This is a genomic window from Comamonas sp. SY3, from assembly GCF_041730275.1.
Lineage (GTDB): Bacteria > Pseudomonadota > Gammaproteobacteria > Burkholderiales > Burkholderiaceae_C > Comamonas > Comamonas sediminis.
In genome coordinates this window covers 152,762-172,769 of sequence record NZ_JBGTYN010000003.1, presented here as the reverse complement: position 1 = coordinate 172,769, position 20,008 = coordinate 152,762, and the positions used below count along the sequence as shown (strand labels likewise).

At 66.5% G+C, this 20,008-nt stretch carries 17 protein-coding genes; 8 read left to right on the top strand and 9 right to left on the bottom strand.

Features of this window, described 5'->3' with window-relative positions; all coding sequences use genetic code 11:
- The first annotated feature begins 4 nt into the window (after nucleotides 1–4).
- Complete coding sequence (locus tag ACCQ08_RS05690) at nucleotides 5–652, top strand: PadR family transcriptional regulator (RefSeq protein ID WP_312412098.1); 648 nt, start codon at nucleotides 5–7, stop codon at nucleotides 650–652.
- Between the two features lie 108 nt (nucleotides 653–760).
- On the top strand, nucleotides 761–1,669 hold the full coding sequence (gene bla / locus ACCQ08_RS05685; RefSeq protein WP_239809880.1) for a class A beta-lactamase: 909 nt from the start codon (nucleotides 761–763) through the stop codon (nucleotides 1,667–1,669).
- 12 nt (nucleotides 1,670–1,681) lie between these two features.
- Here the strand turns inward: bla and ACCQ08_RS05680 are convergent, their stop codons facing one another.
- Both ACCQ08_RS05680 and ACCQ08_RS05675 read right to left on the bottom strand, forming a co-directional pair.
- Nucleotides 1,682–2,659, bottom strand: a complete 978-nt coding sequence (locus ACCQ08_RS05680; RefSeq protein ID WP_373449167.1) for a hypothetical protein — start codon at nucleotides 2,657–2,659, stop codon at nucleotides 1,682–1,684.
- Between the two features lie 45 nt (nucleotides 2,660–2,704).
- Nucleotides 2,705–3,466 carry a tyrosine-protein phosphatase gene (locus ACCQ08_RS05675; protein ID WP_373449166.1) on the bottom strand — a complete coding sequence of 254 codons (762 nt, stop codon included), beginning with the start codon at nucleotides 3,464–3,466 and terminating at the stop codon, nucleotides 2,705–2,707.
- 192 nt (nucleotides 3,467–3,658) lie between these two features.
- Between ACCQ08_RS05675 and ACCQ08_RS05670 the strand changes: the two genes are divergently transcribed.
- Both ACCQ08_RS05670 and ACCQ08_RS05665 read left to right on the top strand, forming a co-directional pair.
- The gene (locus ACCQ08_RS05670) at nucleotides 3,659–4,891 is read left to right on the top strand and encodes an acyl-CoA dehydrogenase family protein (protein WP_373449165.1); all 1,233 of its coding nucleotides are present in this window, start codon (nucleotides 3,659–3,661) and stop codon (nucleotides 4,889–4,891) included.
- Nucleotides 4,888–5,925, top strand: coding sequence for a phosphotransferase family protein (locus tag ACCQ08_RS05665; RefSeq protein ID WP_373449164.1), 1,038 nt, complete (start codon nucleotides 4,888–4,890; stop codon nucleotides 5,923–5,925). The genes ACCQ08_RS05670 and ACCQ08_RS05665 overlap by 4 nt, the downstream gene beginning before the upstream one ends.
- Nucleotides 5,926–6,033: 108 nt before the next feature.
- Here ACCQ08_RS05665 and ACCQ08_RS05660 read toward each other — a convergent pair whose 3' ends face one another.
- The 4 genes from ACCQ08_RS05660 to ACCQ08_RS05645 all read right to left on the bottom strand — a co-directional run bounded on the left by ACCQ08_RS05660 (nucleotide 6,034) and on the right by ACCQ08_RS05645 (nucleotide 11,180).
- Nucleotides 6,034–7,677, bottom strand: coding sequence for an MFS transporter (locus tag ACCQ08_RS05660; protein ID WP_373449163.1), 1,644 nt, complete (start codon nucleotides 7,675–7,677; stop codon nucleotides 6,034–6,036).
- 44 nt (nucleotides 7,678–7,721) lie between these two features.
- Nucleotides 7,722–9,620: an amidohydrolase gene (locus tag ACCQ08_RS05655; RefSeq protein ID WP_373449162.1), complete on the bottom strand. Its 1,899-nt coding sequence runs from the start codon at nucleotides 9,618–9,620 to the stop codon at nucleotides 7,722–7,724.
- An 89-nt stretch (nucleotides 9,621–9,709) separates the two neighbouring features.
- Nucleotides 9,710–10,405 (bottom strand): hydrolase, encoded by a 696-nt coding sequence (locus tag ACCQ08_RS05650; protein WP_373449161.1) that lies wholly within the window; start codon nucleotides 10,403–10,405, stop codon nucleotides 9,710–9,712.
- Between the two features lie 64 nt (nucleotides 10,406–10,469).
- Entirely contained in the window at nucleotides 10,470–11,180 is a 711-nt protein-coding gene (locus tag ACCQ08_RS05645) for a pirin family protein (RefSeq protein WP_312527860.1), read from the bottom strand.
- Nucleotides 11,181–11,301: 121 nt separating this feature from the next.
- Between ACCQ08_RS05645 and ACCQ08_RS05640 the strand changes: the two genes are divergently transcribed.
- A complete protein-coding gene (locus tag ACCQ08_RS05640; RefSeq protein ID WP_373449160.1) occupies nucleotides 11,302–12,249 on the top strand; it encodes a LysR substrate-binding domain-containing protein in 948 nt (315 codons plus the stop codon).
- 15 nt (nucleotides 12,250–12,264) lie between these two features.
- Here the strand turns inward: ACCQ08_RS05640 and ACCQ08_RS05635 are convergent, their stop codons facing one another.
- A complete protein-coding gene (locus ACCQ08_RS05635) occupies nucleotides 12,265–13,221 on the bottom strand; it encodes a DMT family transporter (protein ID WP_373449159.1) in 957 nt (318 codons plus the stop codon).
- Nucleotides 13,222–13,513: 292 nt separating this feature from the next.
- On the opposite strand from ACCQ08_RS05635, the gene ACCQ08_RS05630 reads away from it, so the two are divergent.
- Entirely contained in the window at nucleotides 13,514–13,897 is a 384-nt protein-coding gene (locus tag ACCQ08_RS05630) for a VOC family protein (RefSeq protein ID WP_312412072.1), read from the top strand.
- Between the two features lie 54 nt (nucleotides 13,898–13,951).
- Here ACCQ08_RS05630 and ACCQ08_RS05625 read toward each other — a convergent pair whose 3' ends face one another.
- A complete protein-coding gene (locus tag ACCQ08_RS05625; protein ID WP_312450971.1) occupies nucleotides 13,952–15,148 on the bottom strand; it encodes a multidrug effflux MFS transporter in 1,197 nt (398 codons plus the stop codon).
- Nucleotides 15,149–15,354: 206 nt separating this feature from the next.
- Nucleotides 15,355–17,382: an acetoacetate--CoA ligase gene (locus ACCQ08_RS05620; protein WP_373449158.1), complete on the bottom strand. Its 2,028-nt coding sequence runs from the start codon at nucleotides 17,380–17,382 to the stop codon at nucleotides 15,355–15,357.
- Nucleotides 17,383–18,129: 747 nt separating this feature from the next.
- Here ACCQ08_RS05620 and ACCQ08_RS05615 point away from each other — a divergent pair.
- Together ACCQ08_RS05615 and ACCQ08_RS05610 are read left to right on the top strand one after the other, a co-directional pair.
- Nucleotides 18,130–19,188, top strand: a complete 1,059-nt coding sequence (locus ACCQ08_RS05615; RefSeq protein ID WP_373449157.1) for an acyltransferase family protein — start codon at nucleotides 18,130–18,132, stop codon at nucleotides 19,186–19,188.
- Between the two features lie 104 nt (nucleotides 19,189–19,292).
- Nucleotides 19,293–19,925 (top strand): DUF924 family protein, encoded by a 633-nt coding sequence (locus ACCQ08_RS05610; RefSeq protein WP_373449156.1) that lies wholly within the window; start codon nucleotides 19,293–19,295, stop codon nucleotides 19,923–19,925.
- Nucleotides 19,926–20,008: the final 83 nt, after the last annotated feature.

The following is a 20,008-nucleotide window of genomic DNA, read 5'->3' as shown; positions in this document are numbered from 1 at the left end:
ACAGATGCCACATCCCCATCACCACTTTCATCACCACCACCACCTGCACAGCCCCCGTGGCCGCCATATGGGCGACGAGGGCGGCCCTGGCCGTGGGCCGCGCCACCATGGCGATGGACCCGGCCACGGCCCGCACGGCCATGGCCATGGGCCGGACGCTGCGCGCCACCTGGCGCACAAGCGTGAGCGCATGTTCGAGGCTGGCGGCCTCAAGCTGCTGGCGCTGCATTTGATTGGCCAGCAACCCAGCCATGGCTACGACGTGATCCGCGCCGTGGGCGAGCTGGTCGGCGGCGACTACCAGCCCAGCCCCGGCACGATCTACCCCACCTTGAGCTACCTGGTAGACATGGGCCATGCAACGGCCAGCGAATCCGAAGGCGGCCGCAAGCGCTACACCATCACTGCCGAAGGCGAGCAGGCCCTGGCCGAGCAAGCCGATGCACTGCAGCTGCTGCTGACGCGTCTGGCGCGCGGCAAGGACCGCGATGCCCGCCAGCGCCCGCCGCAGCTGGTGCGCGCGATCGAGAACTTCAAGATGGCCCTGCGCCTGAAGATGGCCGGCGACGGCGAGACGGCACTATCGGCCGAGCAGATCGACAAGATCGCTGCGCTGCTCGACGAGGTCGCTCTGAAGATCGAAAAGGCCTAGGCTGTTGCGCTGCCGCAGCAAAGCTTGCGCCATCGCCTGGCGCAGGCTTGGGGCCAAGGTATGCTTGGTGGATCGCCACAGCCGTGGCCCCCTTCAGCGAGCAAAACCATGCAACGACGCCACTTTGTAGCCGCCACCCTGGTCATGGGTAGCGGCTCCGTTTTTGGCCTGGCCGGATGCGCATCCCGCCAGTCTGCCCATCCCCGCGCCGACCGTGCGCTGCACAAGGCGCTGACCCTGATTGAAGCCCAGAGCGGTGGCCGCCTGGGCGTTTATGCGTTCGATGCCGAGACCGGTGGCGAGGCCGGCTACCGCAGCGATGAACGCTTTCCGATGTGCAGCACCTTCAAGACCTTGCTGGCCGCCCATGTGCTGTACCTGGGGCAGACCGGTGCGCTCGACCTGGGCCAGCAGGTGCTGGTGACCTCGGCCGACATGGTGCCCTATGCGCCGGTGACGGAAAAGTACAAGGACCAGCCTGGCGGCATCAGCCTGCTGGAGCTGAGCGAGGCGATTGTGGTGCTGAGCGACAACGTCGCCGCCAACCTGCTGCTGCGCGCCAGCGGCGGGCCCGAAGCCTTGACGGCCTGGCTGCGCACCCTGGGCGACAAGGCGACACGCCTGGACCGCATCGAGCCCCTGCTCAACACGGCCGAGCCCGGCGACCCGCGCGACACCACGACGCCGCGTGCGATGCAGGCGACCCTGCAGGCACTGCTGCTGGGCGATGTGCTCAAGGGCTATGGCCGCGCGATGCTGCAGCAATGGCTGAGCGACAGCCGCACCGGCGACAAGCGCGTGCGCGCGGGCCTGCCATCGGAGTGGCGCGTGGGCGGCAAGACCGGTGCCGGTGCCCACAGCACCGCCAACGACTGCCTGATCGCCTGGCCCCATGCGGCCTCGGAAGGCCTGATCATCACCGCCTACCTGACCGGCGGCGAGCGCACGACCGCGCAAAGCGACGAGGTGATGGCTAAGGTGGGCGCAGCGATTGCGCAATGGCACGCCGCGCTGTAAGCGAGCCTGCTCCTACGATTTGGCAACTGGCTGGCGTGGCCCGGCCAGCAAGCCCTTGCACAGCTGCAGCAGCGCCCAGACCAGCACCAGCGGTATCACGAGGGTCTGCAGCGCAAACACCACCATCAAGGTCACCAAGCGCTCCACCTGCTGGTCGAGCTGCTGCTGCAGCTCGCCGAGCTTGTCGCGCAGCGCATCGCCCGGGTTGCGCACGAGATCCTGCACCCCCGATGCCGCCTGGCTGGCCGATTGCTGGGCCTGCTGGCCCCATTGCTTGAAGCGCTCCCAGAGGCTGGATGACGGCGCCACGGCGGGGCTGGCCGGCGGGGTCGGCGTGGCTGCGTCCGCAGCTGGCGCCTTGGCCGGCGCGCGCACATCAAACTGCTGCAACTGGCCTACCGCACTTTCGGTGGCGATCTGGTTCTCCTGGTAGGTCTGCGCGATGAAGTGCTGGAACAGCGCCTCGCTGCCGATGATGGTGACGGGCATCACCAGCCGGGTGAACAGCAGCACCACCAGCAAGCGGCTGAGCCAGGTCGGCACCGCCTGCTGGCGCCAGCGCAGCAGCAGCCAGGCCAGTGCGATGAGGCTGAGCAGCCCCGTCACGCCATAGCTGCCCCCCATCGACAGCAGCAGCTTTTGCAGCCCAAACGCAATGCTGGCCCAGAGCATCCAGTCGGCAAACTGGGCGACCAGGTCGCTGATGGGGGCCAGCACCTGGCCAAGGGTCAAGGTCAGGCCCACGCCCATCGGCTGCACGGCCAGCTCGGTGCCCTGCAGCACCGAGACGACGCTGTGCAGCGCACGGGCCGTAGCAAAGCTGAGCAAGGAGCGTTGCAGGCCGTCATCCACATAGCGGTCGGCCATGGTCTGAAAAGCCGGCAGCCAGCACAGCACAACGGCCAGCACCAAAAGGCTGGCCAGTGCGATCTGGCGGGGTGTCCAACGAAAGGAGCCCGGCGGGCGAGGGGAGGAGGGAAGGTTGTTCATCGGCTGGCGGCTCATAGTGGAGCCTTAGGTCGAAGGAACAACCGATTATTCCAGATACATCTGCGCGAGCTTTTGCTGGGCTTTTGCATCCACGCCCAGCACCTTTTCCACATAGTTGGGGATGCTGCCGTAGTCCTGCAGCACGGGCTGGATCGCGGCGGTCAGGAAGGGCTCCTGCACCCGCCACAGCACCTGCAGCACGTCCTCGGGGATGTGGGCGGCAGCGGCCACGGCTTCGGCCGGGCGGTGGTAGTAGTCGTTGGTCAGCAGGTAGTCCTGCAACACAACATCCTGGGGCACGCCCAGCGTGGTCAGCAGCAAGGTGGCGGCCCAGCCGGTGCGGTCCTTGCCGGCGGTGCAGTGGAAGACGATAGGCGCATCGCTGTCGAGCAGCATCTCGAAGAACTGCGCAAACGGGGCCGCATGGTCGTGGATGAAGCTGCGGTAGGTGTCCTGCATCAGCTCCACCGTGTGGGCGGCCGTCAGGCGCTGGCCTTGCTGCATCAGGCTAAAGGCGCGCTGCACCAGGGTCGGCTCGATGGCCAGCGAGTGGTGCTGGAGGCCGTCGATCGCATAGTGGTCCACCGTCTGCTCGCGCTGGCCACGAAAATCGGCCGAGCGGGCCACGCCCAGCTCGCGCAGCAGCTGCAGTTGGGATGCGGGGCTGAGCAAGGCCAGGTGGTCGGAGCGGAACAGCTTGCGCCAGCGCACGGTGCGGCCGTCCAGGCCCTGGTAGCCGCCCAGATCGCGGAAATTGGTGGTGCCCGCCAGCGGCAGGTGGCGGGTATAGGCCTCAGCGGTGGCCACGGGGGTAAGAGCTGCAGATTCGGCTTGGATGGGCATCCTTTGTTTATAGCCCATCTCCAAGTCCGGGGTACGACGCCAGGGCGTCTTGGGCAGGCGCTGGTGTGCAGTGCCGGGCCGCTCTGTCTCAACTGTGACGGCCTGGCACGCGGCGCATGGCACCATTTGCAGGCCCCCTTACCCGAAGACCGCACCATGGATTTTTCCCTGTCCCCCGAACTGCTGGCGCTGCGCGACAAGACCCGCGCCTTTATCGCCGCGCAGGTGATACCGCTGGAGAACGATGCCCGGCAAAGCCGCCATGGCCCCGATGAGGCGCTGCGCCGCGAGCTGGTCGAGCGCGCCCGCGCGGCCGGCCTGCTCACGCCCCATGCGTCGCGCGAACTGGGCGGGCTGGGCCTCACCCATGTCGAGAAGGCAGTGGTGTTTGAAGAGGCCGGCTACTCCTGGCTGGGCCCGACGGCGCTCAACATCCATGCGCCCGATGAAGGCAATATCCACCTGATGGAGGCGGTCGCCACCCCGGCCCAGCAGGCGCGCTGGCTGCGCCCGCAGGTCGCGGGCCAGCTGCGTTCCTGCTTTGCGATGACCGAGCCCGCGCCGGGTGCCGGCTCCGACCCGGCGGCGCTGGCCACGGTGGCGGTGCGCGATGGCGATGACTACCTGATCAGCGGGCAGAAATGGTTCATCACCGGTGCCGAAGGGGCGGACTACGCGATCATCATGGCCCGCACCGAAGACGGTGGCGCGACGATGTTTTTGAGCGATATGGACCAGCCCGGCATCACGCTGGAGCGCTCGATGGATGCGATGGATGCCTGCTTTACCGGCGGCCACGGCGTGCTGCGCTTTGACCAGCTGCGCGTGCCGGCCAGCGCCATTCTGGGCGAGGTCGGCAAGGGCTTTCGCTATGCCCAGGTGCGCCTGGCGCCCGCGCGGCTGACGCACTGCATGCGCTGGCTGGGCCAGGCCCGGCGCGCGCAGGATGTGGCGCTGGCCTATGCCCGCCGCCGCACGGCCTTTGGCAAGCCGCTGTCCTCGCACGAGGGCGTGGGCTTCATGCTGGCCGACAACGACATGGACCTGCACACCGCGCGCCTGCATATCTGGCACACCGCCTGGCTGCTGGACCAGGGCGAGCAGGGCAGCTATGAATCGAGCCGCGCCAAGGTGGTCTGCTCCGAGGCCGAATGGCGCGTGGTGGACCGCTGCGTGCAGATCCTGGGCGGCCAGGGCGTGACCATGGAGACCCCGGTGATGCGTATCTTCATGGACATGCGCGCCTTTCGCATCTACGACGGCCCCAGCGAGGTGCACCGCTTCAGCATGGCGCGCAAGCTAGTGCAGGCGGCCGAGAAGGATGCGCAGGCCGAGCGCGGCGTGCCGGCGATCATCCAGGCGGTGCCCGCAGCACCGCGCCCGCTGTGAACGCCGCCAGCCACAGCCCGCAGGCGCTGGCGCAGCGGCTGCAGCCCTATCTGCACGGCCTGGGCCTGTCGAAGGGTGAGTCGGTTGCCGTCAGCGTGCTGGCGGGCGGCCAGTCCAACCCCACCTACAAGCTGCAGCTGGGCGGGCGGCAGATGGTGCTGCGCAAGCAGCCCGCTGGCAGCCTGGTGGCCGGTGCCCACGCGATCGACCGCGAGCACCAGGTGATGCAGGCCTTGGCCGGCACAGCCGTGCCGGTGCCCCGCATGCTGGCCTACTGCGACGATACCGAGCTGCTGGGTACGCCGTTCTACCTGATGGATTTTCTGGACGGCCGGGTGCTGGTGGACCCGGCCTTGCCCGGCATGCAGGCGGCCGAGCGCGGCGCGCTGTATGGCGAGATGAACCGCGTGATCGCCGCGCTGCACCAGCTGGACCCGGCCGCGCTGGGCCTGGGCAGCTATGGCCGCCCGGGCGGCTATGTGGCGCGCCAGACCAGGCGCTGGAGCCAGCAGACCCAGCAGCTGCGCGTGCCGGTAGACCCTGCGATGCAGCAGCTGATGGACTGGCTGCCCCAGCACCTGCCTAAGGCTGAAGAGACCACCCTGGTGCATGGTGACTACCGGCTGGACAACCTCGTCTGGCACCCCAGCGAGCCGCAGATCATCGGCGTGCTGGACTGGGAGCTGTCCACTCTGGGCGATCCGCTGGCCGACCTGGCCTACCACGGCATGGCCTGGCGCGTGCCGCCCGCGCTGTGGCGCGGCATGGGTGGTTGTGATCTGGCGGCGCTGGGCATCCCCGACGAGCGCCAGTACCTGGCGCTGTATGCCGAGCGCACGGGCCGCGACCCGGGCCCCCTTTGGGAGTACTACCTGGCCTTCAACCTGTTCCGCATGGCCGCCATCCTCTACGGCATTGCGCAGCGCGCCGCCGATGGCACGGCCGCTGCCGCCGATGCCGTGGCCACCGGCGCCAAGGCCGGCCCGCTGGCAGCGCTGGGCTGGCAATGTGCGCAGGCTTTTGAGCGCGGCTGATCGGCTTTGAGGCGTCTGCACGCCCGGCGACAGCGGCGGGCGTGCAGACCCCTTTCAAACGCAGCACCCAGGCGGCCGGTGGGCAGCCTGGGTGGCCAGGTTCAATGCTCAGGCATGGCCTTGGGCGGGGTGGTTCACCGACAGGAAATGCTGGACCACCGGGGGTTCACTGCCTTGGTGGTACTGCGCCACTTCGCTTTGCACATCGGCATCGCTATGGGTCACCCGCTTGTGCTGGCGCAGGTGCTCGGCCCAGGATTCCACCTGGAACCACTCCATGAAGTGGTCCTCGGAGGCGGTGTCCTGCACGATGCCCCAGGCATAGGCGCCGTCGCGGCGGCGGGCGGCAGACAGGCGGGCGAGGGCCTTGAGGAAGGGGGCGTGGTTGTCCTTGGCCACGTGGTAGCGGATCTGGATCATCACCGGGCCCCTGTCCTTGTCGACCGGGTGGGCGGTCAGCGGCTCGGGCCAGTGGTTGGATGGCACCAGGTCGGCTTCACCTTCGGGCAGCTTGATGCGGTGGGCGATCAGGCCCATCACGACCAGGCCAGCAGCACCCGCCAGCAAGGTGTTGGGCACTCCCAGTGCCTTGGCGGTAAAGCCCCAGCTGAGGCTGCCGAAAGTCATCGCGCCGTTGAACACGGTCAGGTAGACGGCCAGCGCACGGCCCCGCACCCAGTTGGGCAGAATGGCCTGGGCGGCACCGTTGAGCGTGGTGAGCGCGGTGATCCAGGACTGGCCCAGCAGCAGCAGCGCCAGCACAGCAGCCCATTGGGGCGGCGACACCGCCAGGAAGGCCATCACGGCAGCCGAGACCAGGGCCGACATCAGCAGCAGGCCATCGGACGACAGGCGGGCACGCAGCTTGGGCAGCAGGAAGGCACCGCCAATGGCACCGACACCAACGGCGCCCAGCAGCACACCGTAGAAGCCGGCACCACCGCCCAGCAGCTGGCGGGCCACCAGGGGCAGCAGCGCCCAGACCGAGCTGGCCAGTGCAAAGAACAGGAAGGCACGCAGCAGCACCACATGCAGCTCGCGGCTGGAGCGGGCATAGCGCAGGCCGGCACGGAAGGCGCCTGCAAAGCGCTCGCTCAGGTCGTCCTGCTCGGCCTTGGGGCGCGGCCACCACAGCAGCGCCGCAATCACAAAGGCGTAGCTGATCACATCCACCCCGTAGGTGACCGAGGCACCCAGGCCGGCCAGCACCACACCACCCAAAGCCGGGCCGATGGCGCGGGCAATGTTGATGCCCAGCGAGTTGAGGGCCACCGCTGATTTGAGGTCCCGCTTGGCAACCAGCTCGGGCACGATGGCCTGCCAGGTCGGGCCCATCAGCGCGGCGCCAATGCCGCCCAGAAAGGTCAGTGCCACGAGCGAGCCCACGGTCTGCATGCCCATCGCCGACAGGGTCATCAAGGTAATGCTGACGCAGGCCAGCAGCACCTGGATGGCAATCAGGAACTTGCGGCGGTCCAGGATATCGGACAGCACGCCTGCCGGGATGGCCAGCAGAAAGGCCGGTGCCGAGGCTGCCGCCTGCACCAGCGCCACGGCCGTTGGCGAGGGCGAGAGGTCGGTCATCAGCCAGGCGCTGGCCACATCGCGCACAAAGCTGCCGGTGTTGCCGACGACGGTGGCAATCCACAGCACGGCAAACAGCTTTTGCTGCAAGGGGGCAAAGCTGCCGCCGGAAGGCGGGGCCGGGGCAGCGGGCTGCGCCGGGGGATGGTCGGGGTGGGAGGGGTTCATGGCGGGTCTCGGATCAGCAGATATGGATAGGGTGGGCAGACCGCTCAGGACATCCAGCAGGAGCAGCCCAGCGCGCCAAAGAAGCCTTGCATGTCGGAGGCCGGCACCTGCGAGGCCCAGGCATCGGCATGCTGGTGGCCGTGCATGCCGCAGTGGCTGCCGCAGCCGCAGCCAGCAGCCAGGCTGCGGTAGCGGGCGGGGTTCAGCGAGTGTTTGCCGGCACCTTCGGGCTCGCCCCAGGCGCCATAGCCACCAAAGCGGCGCACGGGCGACCAGTCGGGCATCGCTGGGGGCAGCGGGTTGTCGTCATGGCGGGCAAAGCTGCCTGCGCCGTACACCACCCGGCCACCGACCACGGTCAGGTCCGAGGTGAGGAAGGAGATTTCATCCTCGGGCACCTGGAAATAGTCCTTGCTCGGCACGATCAGGTCGGCAAACTGGCCCACCTGGATGCGGCCACGCGCACCTTCCTCGTTGGAGAACCAGGCCACGTTCTCGGTCCACATGCGCAGCGCGGTTTCGCGGTCGAGCAGGTTGCGCTCGGGGTACATCTGCATGCCGCCGACGGTCTTGCCGGTCACCATCCAGGACAGCGACACCCAGGGGTTGTACGAGGCCACGCGGGTGGCATCGGTACCGGCGGAGACCTTCACGCCTTTTTCCAGCATCTTCTTCACGGGCGGCGTGGCTTCCATCGCCTGGTGGCCATAGCGTTCGGCAAAGTACTCGCCCTGGTAGGCCATGCGGTGCTGCACGGCAATGCCGCCGCCGAGCGCGGCAATGCGGTCGATCGAGCGGTCGGAGATGGTTTCAGCATGGTCAAAGAACCAGTTCAGGCCGTCGATGGGCGTTTCCTGGTGCACCTTTTCGAAGACATCGAGCGCGCGGCTGATGGTCTCGTCATAGGTGGCATGCAGGCGCCAGGGCCATTGGTTCTGCACCAGCACGCGCACCACGTCTTCGAGCTCGGTCTCCATCTGCGGGGGCATGTCGGGGCGGGGCTGGCGAAAGTCTTCAAAGTCGGCCGCCGAGTACACCAGCATCTCGCCGGCGCCATTGTGGCGGAAGTAGTCGTTGCCTTGCTTGTACTTGACCGACTGCGTCCACTGCAGAAAGTCGTCCTTTTCTTCCTTGGGCTTTTGCGTGAACAGGTTGTAGGCCAGGCGCACGGTGATCTGGCCTTGCTTGTTGAGCTCTTCGATGACCTGGTAGTCATCGGGGTAGTTCTGCGAGCCGCCACCGGCGTCGATGACACCGGTCACGCCCAGGCGGTTGAGCTCGCGCATGAAGTGGCGCGTGGAGTTGACCTGGTACTCGAAGGGCAGCTTGGGGCCCTTGGCCAAGGTGGAATAGAGGATGGTGGCATTGGGCTTGGCCAGCAGCAGGCCCTGCGGGTTGCCCTGGCTGTCGCGCACGATTTCGCCGCCCGGTGGCTGGGGCGTGTCGCGGTGGTAGCCCACGGCGCGCAGCGCAGCGGCGTTGAGCAGGGCGCGGTCATACAGGTGCAGCAGGAACACAGGGGTGTCCGGCGCAATCGCATTGATCTCGGCCAGGGTCGGCAGGCGCTTTTCGACAAACTGGTGCTCGGTAAAACCGCCCACCACGCGCACCCACTGCGGTGCGGGTGTGATCGCCACCTGCTGGCGCAGCATCTCCAGCGCATCGGCGAGCGAGCGCACGCCGTCCCAGCGCAGCTCCATGTTGAAGTTCAGACCGCCCCGGATCACATGGGTGTGGTTGTCAAACAGGCCGGGCAGCGCGCTGCGGCCTTGCAGGTCGACCTTGCGGGTGCCGCTGCCGGCCAGCGCCAGCACCTCGGCATCACTGCCCACGGCGACAAACTTGCCATCGCGGATGGCCACTGCGCTGGCCGTGGGCTGGGCCTTGTTCAACGTGGTGAAGCGGCCGTTGTGAAAGATGATGTCGGGGCTGGAGGTGGTCATGGCAGTGGCGTGCTGGGTGGTTGGTGAGGGGTGGCGGCGGTGGGTGTCTGGGCCTGCGTGCGAAGACGCCAGCCCCCACCTGGAAGCAATTAAACAGCAGGCTTGGGGCCGATGGTGTTGCCGTGCTGTGCACGCTCGGGCGCTTTGTGCACCATCGTGTAGGCATAGTCCACGCCCATGCCGTAGGCACCGGAGTGTTCGCGCACGATGTCCATCACCGCGTCATAGGTCTCGCGCTTGGCCCAGTCACGCTGCCATTCCAGCAGCACCTGCTGCCAGGTGACGGGCACCACACCGGCCTGCACCATGCGCTGCATGGCCTGGTTGTGCGCTTCGAGCGAGGTGCCGCCCGAGGCGTCGGCCACCATGTAGATCTCGTAGCCGGCGTCGTGCATGGCGCTCAGTGCAAAGGTGGTGTTGCAGACCTCGGTCCACAGGCCGGAGACGATGATCTTCTTGTGGCCCTTGGCGACGTTGGCAGCCAGCGCATCACGCACATTCTGGTCGTCCCAGGAGTTCATCGAGGTGCGCTCCAGGATGGGGTTGCCGGGGAAGACGTTCAGCAGCTCGGGGTAGGTGTGGCCCGAGAAGCTGTGGGTCTCGACCGTGGTGATGGTGGTCGGCACGCCGAACACCTTGGCCGCCTTGGCCAGGCCCACCACATTGTTCTTCAGGGTCTGGCGGTCGATGGACTGCACGCCGAACGCCATCTGTGGCTGCTGGTCGATGAAGATCATCTGGCTGTTGGCGGGGGTCAGGACTTCGAGGAATGCTTTGTTGGTCATGGTGCGTGCTCCTGGAAAAGTGAAAACGGGGAAGGCGTGTGTTGAAAAAGGAATCTGGGCTGACTTAGTTCAGGGCCGGTGCATCCACCAGCACGATTTCGGTGTCTTCGGTGGCAGTGATGCGGATCGTGGTTTCGCCATGGATCGCGGCACCATCGCGGCTGGACAGCGCCACACCGTTGACCGAGGCACTGCCCTTGGCAAGGACCAGGTAGCCATAGCGGTCGGCATGCGCAAAACCGTAGTCCAGGCTCTCACCCGCCTTGATCGTGGCACCCAGCACCCGGGCATTGGCGCGGATGGGCAGCGCGTCGCTGTCGCCATCCATGCCGCTGGCCAGGGTCACGAACTTGCCGCTGCGGTCACCCTTGGGGAAGGGCTTGGCACCCCAGCTGGGCTTGTCGCCCTGGCGGTCGGGCAGGATCCAGATCTGGAAGATGCGGGTCGTCGTGGGCTCCAGGTTGTATTCCGAGTGGCGCACGCCGCTGCCGGCGCTCATCACCTGCACATCACCGGCTTCGGTGCGGCCCCGGTTGCCCAGGCTGTCTTCGTGGGTGATGGCACCTTCACGGACATAGGTGATGATTTCCATGTCGGCATGGCCGTGCGGTGGGAAGCCGGTTTGCGGCGCGATGGTGTCATCGTTCCAGACCCGCAGAGCGCCCCAGTTCACGCGCTGGGCGTCGCGGTAGTCGGCAAAAGAGAAGTGGTGCTTGGCATCGAGCCAACCGTGGTTGGCACCGCCCAGGCTGTCAAAGCTGCGTCGTTCAATCATGTCTTTCTCCAGGTGTTTGTCGTCGATGAAGAAAGTGTAGGCCGCGTTGAATATGATTAAAATAGAAAATATAGAAAAGCATTCATTCCATATTTGATGTGATCGAGAAAGCGATGAAGCGATGAGCAAGCTGCCTGACCTGGAGGCCTGGGCCATTTTTGCCAAGGTGGCCGAGACCGGATCGTTCGCGCGCACCGCTGCCGAACTGGCGCTGTCGCAGGCAACGGTATCGAAGGCCATTACGCGGCTGGAGGGCCGCATGAAGACCAGCCTGTTCCACCGCACCTCGCGCCGCATGGCACTGACGGACGCCGGCAGCAGCGCGCTGGAGCGGGCCACGCGCATCCTGCAGGAAGGCGAGGCGGTGGAGGCCGATATCACCGACCGATCCACCAGCCTGCGCGGCCAGATCCGCATTGCCGCGCCGATGTCGTTCGGCATTGCGCGGCTGTCGCCGATCCTGCCCCGGTTCATGGCGATGCACCCGGATGTGGAGCTGAACCTGCACTTTGCCGACGAGCAGGTGGACCTGATCCGCGACCGTTTCGACCTGGCGCTGCGCATTGCCAACCTGAGCGATTCGAGCCTGATTGCGCGCACCTTGTGCAAGGTGCGCATCTTGCTGGTGGGGTCGCCGGCCTACTTCGAGCGCTATGGCCGCCCGGTGCACCCGCGTGATCTGGCCAAGCACAAGGGCCTGCAGTACAGCCTGGCGCGCTATGGCACCAGCTGGCGCTTTCGCCATGCAAGGCATGGCGAGTACACGCAGGTGATGCCGATACAGATGCAGGTGAACAATGCCGAGGCGCTGCAACCGGCGCTGCTGGCCGGCATGGGCCTGGCCTTGCAGCCCTCGTTTCTGGTGTGGCAGGAGCTGCGCGATGGCAGCCTGCAGACGGCCATGCCGGGCTGGGAGGCGGATGTGCTGTCGCTCAACATCGTCACCCCGCCGGGCCGCAGCCGGCCCGCGCGCGTGCAGGCCTTCATGGACTATGCGGCCCAGCAGTTCATCAACGAGCCCTGGGCTGAGCTGCCGCCGCAGCTCAACGAGGACCCGCTGGCCGTGTGACGCCGGCTTGGACCTTTAGCGCGCGGCCGCTGCAGCCGCCACCGCACGCGGTGTGCGCCGGCCCCAGTTCATCACCACGGTGCCGGCGATGGCCATCGCGCCACCCAGCAGCATCGAGGCATCGATCTGCTCGCCCAGCCACAGGGCCGAGCAGGCCACGCCAATCACCGGCACCAGGGTGATGTAGCCGGATGCGGCACCGGCGCCCAGCGCCTTGACGCCATCAAAGTACCAGGCGTAAGCCAGCGCCGTGGAGCCCCAGGCCAGGAACAGCAGCGCGCCCCAGGCGGGCAGGCCGGCATCGAAGGCCCGGGCCATGCCCTGCGGCCCTTCGGCGACCAGGCTTGCGGCCAGCAGCATGACCGCGCCGATGGTGGCGGTGACGGCGGTGGTGGACAGCGCATCAACCCCGGCCAGTATCGCCCGGCCCAGCAGGGTGTAGCTGACCCAGCAGGCCACGCAGCCCAGAATCAGCAGCTCGCCCTGGCCCAGGCCGCCGGCCAGCAGCTGGGCCGGATCGCCGTGCGAGATGACTAGCACGGCCCCCAGCGCTGCCAGCGCCATGCCCAGCGCGATGGTGCGGTTGATGCGCTCACGAAAGATCCAGGCGGCCAGCAGCAAGGTGAGCACCGGGTTGAGCGTGATGACGAGCGCCGCCTTGCTGGCGGGCAGGTACTGCAGACCGCTCAAAAAGCAGGCGGCATAGCCAAACACGCCGGTGGCTGCAGCGGCCACCATGCCGAGCCAGCGCTTGGGCGGCCATTGCCTGAGCCCGCGCATGCCGCCTGCGGCATAGAGCCAGACCAGCAGCACCACGGCGGCCAGCACAAAACGCAGGCCTGACGCCGCCAGCGGCGGCATGTGCTGGGCGACGATGCGGCCGCTGGGCCAGGAGGCGCCCCAGAGCAAGGCCATGCCGATCAACCGCAGGTGCGAGGCGGCCTGCGGGCCGAAGGTATTTTGTAAATTCATGTGTGGATTGCCCGGCCGAACCCGGCACGCACAACGCACCCCAGCAGGCCCGGGGGCGACTATAGCGACTGTGCGGGCTGGGGAGGTGGCAGGCCGGCGACAGGTGACCAGAGCGAGGGGCTAAGCAGTGGCGCTGGCACAGCCTCGCACTGTTGTGTGTTGGCTGCAAACCGGCAGCGATGATGGTGGATACTGCGCGACAAGCGTGCGTTTTCAGCCGCCTGGCAGCGCCGCTATAGTGGCGGCTGCCCGACCGACCCCCTTCTTTTCCCACCCCTGCAAGGAGACTTTCATGTTCAGCCACATCATGCTCGGCACCAGCGATCTGGAGAAATCACGCCAGTTCTACGATGCCTTCCTCGCCGAGCTGGGCGTGCCCCCGGGTGCTGCCAACAAGAACCGCTATTTCTGGCGCGGCAATGGCGGCACCTTCAGCGTCAGCACCCCCATCAATGGCGAGGCAGCCAGCATCGGCAATGGCAGCACCACCGGCTTTGCCGCCAGCAGCACCGAGCAGGTCGACAAGGCGCATGCGGTGGGCGTGGCCCATGGCGGCGTGGCCTGTGAAGACCCACCGGGCTGGCGCGGCGAGGGCCCTGCAGCCCTGTACCTGGCCTACCTGCGCGACCCCGATGGCAACAAGCTCTGCCTGGCCTACCGCCAGCCCAAGGTTTAATCCGCCCCCCGTAAAAACGCCCCGCAGCTGCGGGGCGTTTTTCGTTGGCGGGTGTCAGACCTTTGCGCCGCGCCGCCCGCCCAAGGTGATCCAGGTCAGCAGCACGCCACACAGCGCGCCGGTGGCCATGCCCACCACCATCGGCAGCGGTTTGCCGCTGGAGAACACGCCCACAATCTGCATCGCCACCGCACCGGTCAGCATCTGCAAGGTACCCAGCAAGGCCGAGGCGGTGCCGGCGATCTGGCCATGCGCCTCCAGCGCCAGCACCGAGGTCGTCGGGATGACCAGGCCCATCAAGCCGCTGGCAACAAAGTACAGGCCAATCAACACGGCGAGCTGGTCGCCGCCCATCAGGTAGTAGGCCAGCAGGCAGCACATCACCACGCCGCTGGCGGTGGCGGCCAGTTTGACGACGGGCACCAGCCCAAAGCGTTTGCCCAGCATGCCGGTGAACTGCGCCGCACCAATGAACGCAATCGCATTGAACGCAAAGGCCATGCTGTACTGCGTGGTGCTGAGGCCATAGTGGTTGATCAGCACAAAGGGCGAGCCCGCCAAGTAGACGAAGAAGCCGGCCATCGCGCAGGCGCCGATGAACACCAGCCCCAGGTAGTGCCAGTCACGCAGCAGCAGGCCATAGGCTTTGAGCACGCCGCCCAGGCTGCTGTCCACCCCATGGCTGGCCGCGCGGGTCTCGGGCAGGCCACGCGCCATCGCGGCCATGCCGATGAGGGCGGCAGCGGCCACCACCCAGAACACCATGCGCCAGCCGCCAACCGCAATCACCCCGCTGCCGGCCAGCGGCGCGAGGATCGGCGAGACGCTGAACACCAGCATCAGCAGCGACATCATGCGGGCGGCTTCATGGCCGGTGTGCAGGTCACGCACCACTGCACGCGGAATGGCCATGCCCGCTGCAGCGCCCAGGCCCTGGACAAAGCGCAGCACCACCAGGGTGTGAATATCTTGCGCCAGCGCGCAGCCGACACTGGCCAGCACAAAAATGGCCAGGCCCAGGTAGAGCGGCTTCTTGCGGCCCCACATGTCGGCCAGGGTGCCAAACAGCGGCTGGCCCACGCCCAGTGCTAGGAAGAAGGCCGTCAGGCTGGCTTGCACGGCCCCGACGGGCGCTTGCAGGCTGGCGCCAATCTGCGGCAGCGCCGGCAGGTACATGTCGATGGCAAAAGGGCCAATGGCCGATAGCAGGCCCAGGATGAAAACCAGGCGCAGGGAGATGGCTGAAGACATACGCATTACAGACACGCAGGCCGTGGGCCTGCGGTCGTTCATAGGGTTCGGTGTCGGAAAAGGCCTGTGGGTGCGGAACGCGAGGGTTCAGGCACCCAGGCCGGATGCAGCGTGTGCATCGAGAGGGATCTGCATTATTGCACCAGGCCGCCGCCATCGTCCGTTGCAAGGCTGCTTGGCAGCACCTGCCTCTGCCCCCGTGCCGGCTAGGGGGTGGCGGTCTGCGCGCTGTGCTGGGCCAGATGCCGGGCGGCATAGGCCTCGTACCAGGGCAGGCAGCCGGGGTTGGCCATGGTCTGGGGGTTCAGCACCTTGCCCGCAGGCTGGCCCAGGAGCAACTTCTTGATCGGCAGCTCCAGCTTTTTGCCGGTGAGGGTGCGCGGCACTTCGGCCACCTGCACGATGGTGTCGGGGACAAAGCGGGGCGACAGCGCGGTGCGTATCGCCTGCGCGATGCGGTCCTGAAGGGCGGCATCCAGCACCAGGCCCTCGCGCAGCACGACAAACAGCGGCATATAGCTGTCGCGGCCCAGGTACTCCAGGTCGATGACCATCGAATCCTGCACCTCGGGCAGCGCCTCGATCGCGTTGTAGATTTCGCTGGTGCCCATGCGCAGGCCCTGGCGGTTGATGGTGGCATCGCTGCGGCCATAGATCACGCAGCTGCCGTCGCTGTTGATCTGAATCCAGTCGCCGTGGCGCCAGATGCCGGGCCAGTGGTCGAAATAGCTGTCCAGGTAGCGCTGCTTGCCCGGGTCGTTCCAGAAGTACAGCGGCATCGACGGAATGGGCCGGGTACACACCAGCTCGCCCACCTCGTCGCGCACGGGCTGGCCCTGCTCGTTCCAGGCCTCGACCGCATGGCCCAGCCAGCGGCATTGCATGCGCCCGGGTGCCTGGGGCAGGCTGCGGTTGCCGCCGATGAAGGCGCCGCAGAAATCGGTGCCGCCCGAGATATTGCACCAGAACACCTCGGCAGCCCCCGCAGCCGCCAGCTGGGCGCTGCCCCAGCGCTGCACTTCGGGGGCGAGCGGCGAGCCGGTGCTGCCCAACGTGCGCACCTGTTGCAGGCCGGCGATGGCGCCCACGTCCAGACCGGCTTTCATGCAGTTGCTGTAATAGGCGGCCCCTGCGCCAAAGATGGTGGTGCGATGCCGGGCCGCAAAACGCCACAGCACCCCCCAGTCGGGCTGGCTGCTGCTGCCTGCCGGATGCCCGTCGAAGATGGTGATCGTGGTACCAAACAGCAGGCCGCTGACCTGGATGTTCCACATCACCCAGCCGGTGGAGCTGTACCAGAGAAAGCGCTCGCCGGCATGGCTGTCGCTGTAACTGGCGCCCAGGTCGTTGTGCAGGCCCGCCACATGCAAGGCGAGCAGGATGCCGCCAGTGCCGTGCACGATGGGTTTGGGCAGGCCGGTGGTGCCGCTGGAGTAGACGATCCAGATCGGGTGGTCAAAGGGCAGCCATTCGGGCTCGAAGCCGGCCACAGCCTGCGCATCCTGGCCGGTGGTGGCCCAGTCCCAGTGGTGGCTGCCCACGGGGGCGGCCGCATAAGAGGTCTGCACGGTCAGGCAGTGCTGCACCGTGGGCAGCTCGGCCAGCAAGGACTGCACCACGGCACTGCGGTCCAGCGGCTTGCCGCCGTAGTACACACCGTCGACGGCGATCAATGCCTTGGGCTCGATCTGCTTGAAGCGGTCCACCACGGCAGCCACGCCCATGTCGGGGGCGCAGACGCTCCAGACCGCGCCGAGGCTGACGCAGGCCAGCATCGCGACCACCGTCTCGGGGATATTGGGCATGTAGGCGGCCACCCGGTCGCCCCGGCCAATGCCCAGGCTGCGCAGCGCCACTGCCACCGAGGCCACCTGGCGCTGCAGCTCGGGCCAGGCCATCTCGCGCACCTGGCCCAGCTCGTTGTCGCTGACGATCGCCGGCACGCCCGCTTGCTGGGCGAGCGCCGCATGGCGCAGCAGCTGGCGCGGCAGGCTGACCTGGGCGCCGCTGAACCAGCGCGCATCGGGCATCGGATCGGCGCTCAGTACCTCGGTGATCGGCGTCGGGGATTCGAGCTGGTAGTAGTCCCAGATGCTGCGCCAGAAATCGGCCAGATGCGCCACGGACCAGGCGTGCAGGGCCTCGTAGTCCTCAAACTGCAGGCCATGCTGCTGGCTGAGCCATTGTTCATAGTGCTGGATCTGGGGCAGGGGGGAGGAAACAGAGGTGGTCATGGCAGATGAGAAAGCTTTTGCCGAGCGTACGCAAAGCGGGGCCCGCTTGCACGAGGGGAAGCACGCAAGCTGTCACCCTGGCAGCAGGGACTGTTTTTCACAGGGTTGGACCCGCCGCTTCTGCTTTGCAATGTTATTTTTTGTCAGCCTGATCAAGCCCTTTGCCGGCGCAGCGATTGGCTTGCTGGCACAATTCGCGCCCGGGTGCTGACGGGCGCCTTTCGTTTTTTCCTACACAGTGCTGACCTGCCTGCAAGCGATCATCACCACGCAGGCGCTGCATGTCGTGCAGCGCAGGCAGAGGCCCCGGGCGCAGACCCCGGGAGCCAGGCAAGGCAGAGGGGATGGAAGGCGAGGAGCCCGCGTGCTGCGTCCAAGGACGCAAGCGCTGCACGGTGACTGCAAGATGCATGCAATTGCACTGCATTGGTCACAAAATAAAGCATCCACGCTGGAACTTAGTCGATAGGCTCGGGTTCTCAACCGTCGCGCTCTGGCGCATGGTTGGTCTTCCCTGCATGCCCTGGAAACCAGCGGCAACGCGGGAACCGCAAAGCCCGATGGGTCAGCTTTCGTGCCGCTTGGCGCGTTAAGCACAGATGTTTAATTCCCAGCAAGCACTGCTGGGGGCAGCCTTCGGGCCTGGCCCCGGCAGCGCAAAGAAACGACACCTAGTCTGGGAGCGCAGCAACGGCCATGGGGCCTGCTGCGGTTAGATGGAGATCATTGGTTTTGTCTGGATTCCGTATGAAATACAACCCTGCGCTGGACGGTATGCGCGCAGTGGCAATCGTCCTGGTGTTTCTGTCGCACGCCCATGCGCCGATGTTTGATGGCGCGTTCTTTGGCGTGGATCTGTTCTTTGTGCTCAGCGGTTTCCTGATCACCTCGCTGCTGCTCAAGGAACACCAGCAATCGGGCCGCCTTGACTTCTGGCGCTTTTACAAGCGCCGCTTCCTGCGCCTGGGCCCGGCGCTGCTGCTGTTCCTGGCTGCCTACTGGCTGTTTGCGCCGCTGATCTGGCCGGGCCTCGATGATGTGAACCAGGATGTGGTGGTCTCGGCGCTGTACCTGGCCGACTACGGCATCGCCTTCTTTGACAGCCCGGACACCTTGCTGCACATGTGGTCGCTGTCGGTGGAAGAGCACTTCTACCTGATCTGGCCACCACTCCTGGTGCTGCTGCTGGCGCATACGGCGCGCAAGCAGCTGTGGCGCCCCGTGCTGCTGCTGGTGGTGCTGATGTTTGTCTGGCGCGCCTACTGGGTGGCCCAGGGCCAGCACTTCTATGAAATCTTCTTCCGCTTCGACACCCGCGCCACCGGCATGCTGCTGGGCAGCGCGCTGGCCGCTGTCGCCGTGCACCGCCCCGAGTGGATGGACGCCCTGCACGCCCGCCAGAAATACCTGCTGTGGCTGCTGCCGGTGCTGCCCTTTGCAGTGATTGGCTACGAATGGGACGACGCCGGTGCGCTACTCTGGGGTTTTGCGCTGGTCGAACTGGTCGCCGCCGCCATCATTGTTGCGGTGAGCAAGCAAAAGGGTGTGTTGTTCGACATGCTGAGCCTGCCGGCGCTGGTTTGGGTCGGCAAGATGTCCTACGGTATCTACCTGTGGCATTACCCTGTGGTGCGCCTGCTGCGCGCCCACACCGACTGGCAGTGGGTGGTGATTTTGGGCCTGCCGATCTCGGCTGCCTTTGCCGCGCTGTCCTTCTACACGATCGAGCGCTGGGCACTGGGCCTGCGTGACCGCTCCGGCAGCAGCAAGCCGGTGGCGCAGCCTGCGGGCTCGCGCACCGCATAAGCGGCCGCCTCTCCCCACAAAGCCGGGCCTTGCCCGGCTTTGTGGTTCTTGCAAGGCACTTCTGCATGGTAAAAAAGCGGGGTTTGATTTACACAGGCCTTGCCATGACCTCAGCGTTCCCCTCCGCGCCCATCGCCTCAGCCGACGAGGTACTGCAATTCTGGTTGGGCAGCACCCGCCCCAGCAACGGCGAGGCCTTGCAGCACAAGCAGCAATGGTTCAGCAAGTCCGATGCATTCGATGCGCGCATTCGCGAACGCTTTGGCAAGACCGTGCAGGCGGCGTTGAGCGGCGATCTGCCTGGCTGGACAGATGGCGTTTGGGACACGCTGGCCCGCATCCTCTTGCTCGACCAGTTCACGCGCAATATCTACCGGGGCACGCCGCAATCCTTTGCCGGGGATCCGCAAGCGCTGCAGCTGGCCCTGGGCTTGTGCGACAGCGGCCTGGACCAGCAACTGCCGGCAGCGGTGCGGGTATTTGTTTATCTGCCACTCGAGCATGCCGAGGATGCGGTATTGCAGCAGCGCAGCGTGGATCTGTTCACCCGATTGCGGGACAGCCACCCCGAACCTGCCGAGCTCCAGACCTACCTGCAGGGCACCTGGGACTATGCGCTGCGCCACCAGGACGTCATCGCCCGGTTTGGGCGTTTTCCACACCGCAATGCGATCCTGGGCCGCAGCAGCACCGCCCAGGAGCAGGCCTATCTGGCCCAGCCCGGCGCCGGCTTCTGAACTTTTTGCGCAAGCACTGTAGACCTTGTCTCACAGACGCGGACGGTGTGGGCGCGTACCTTGTCAGGGTAGTGTTCAATAAC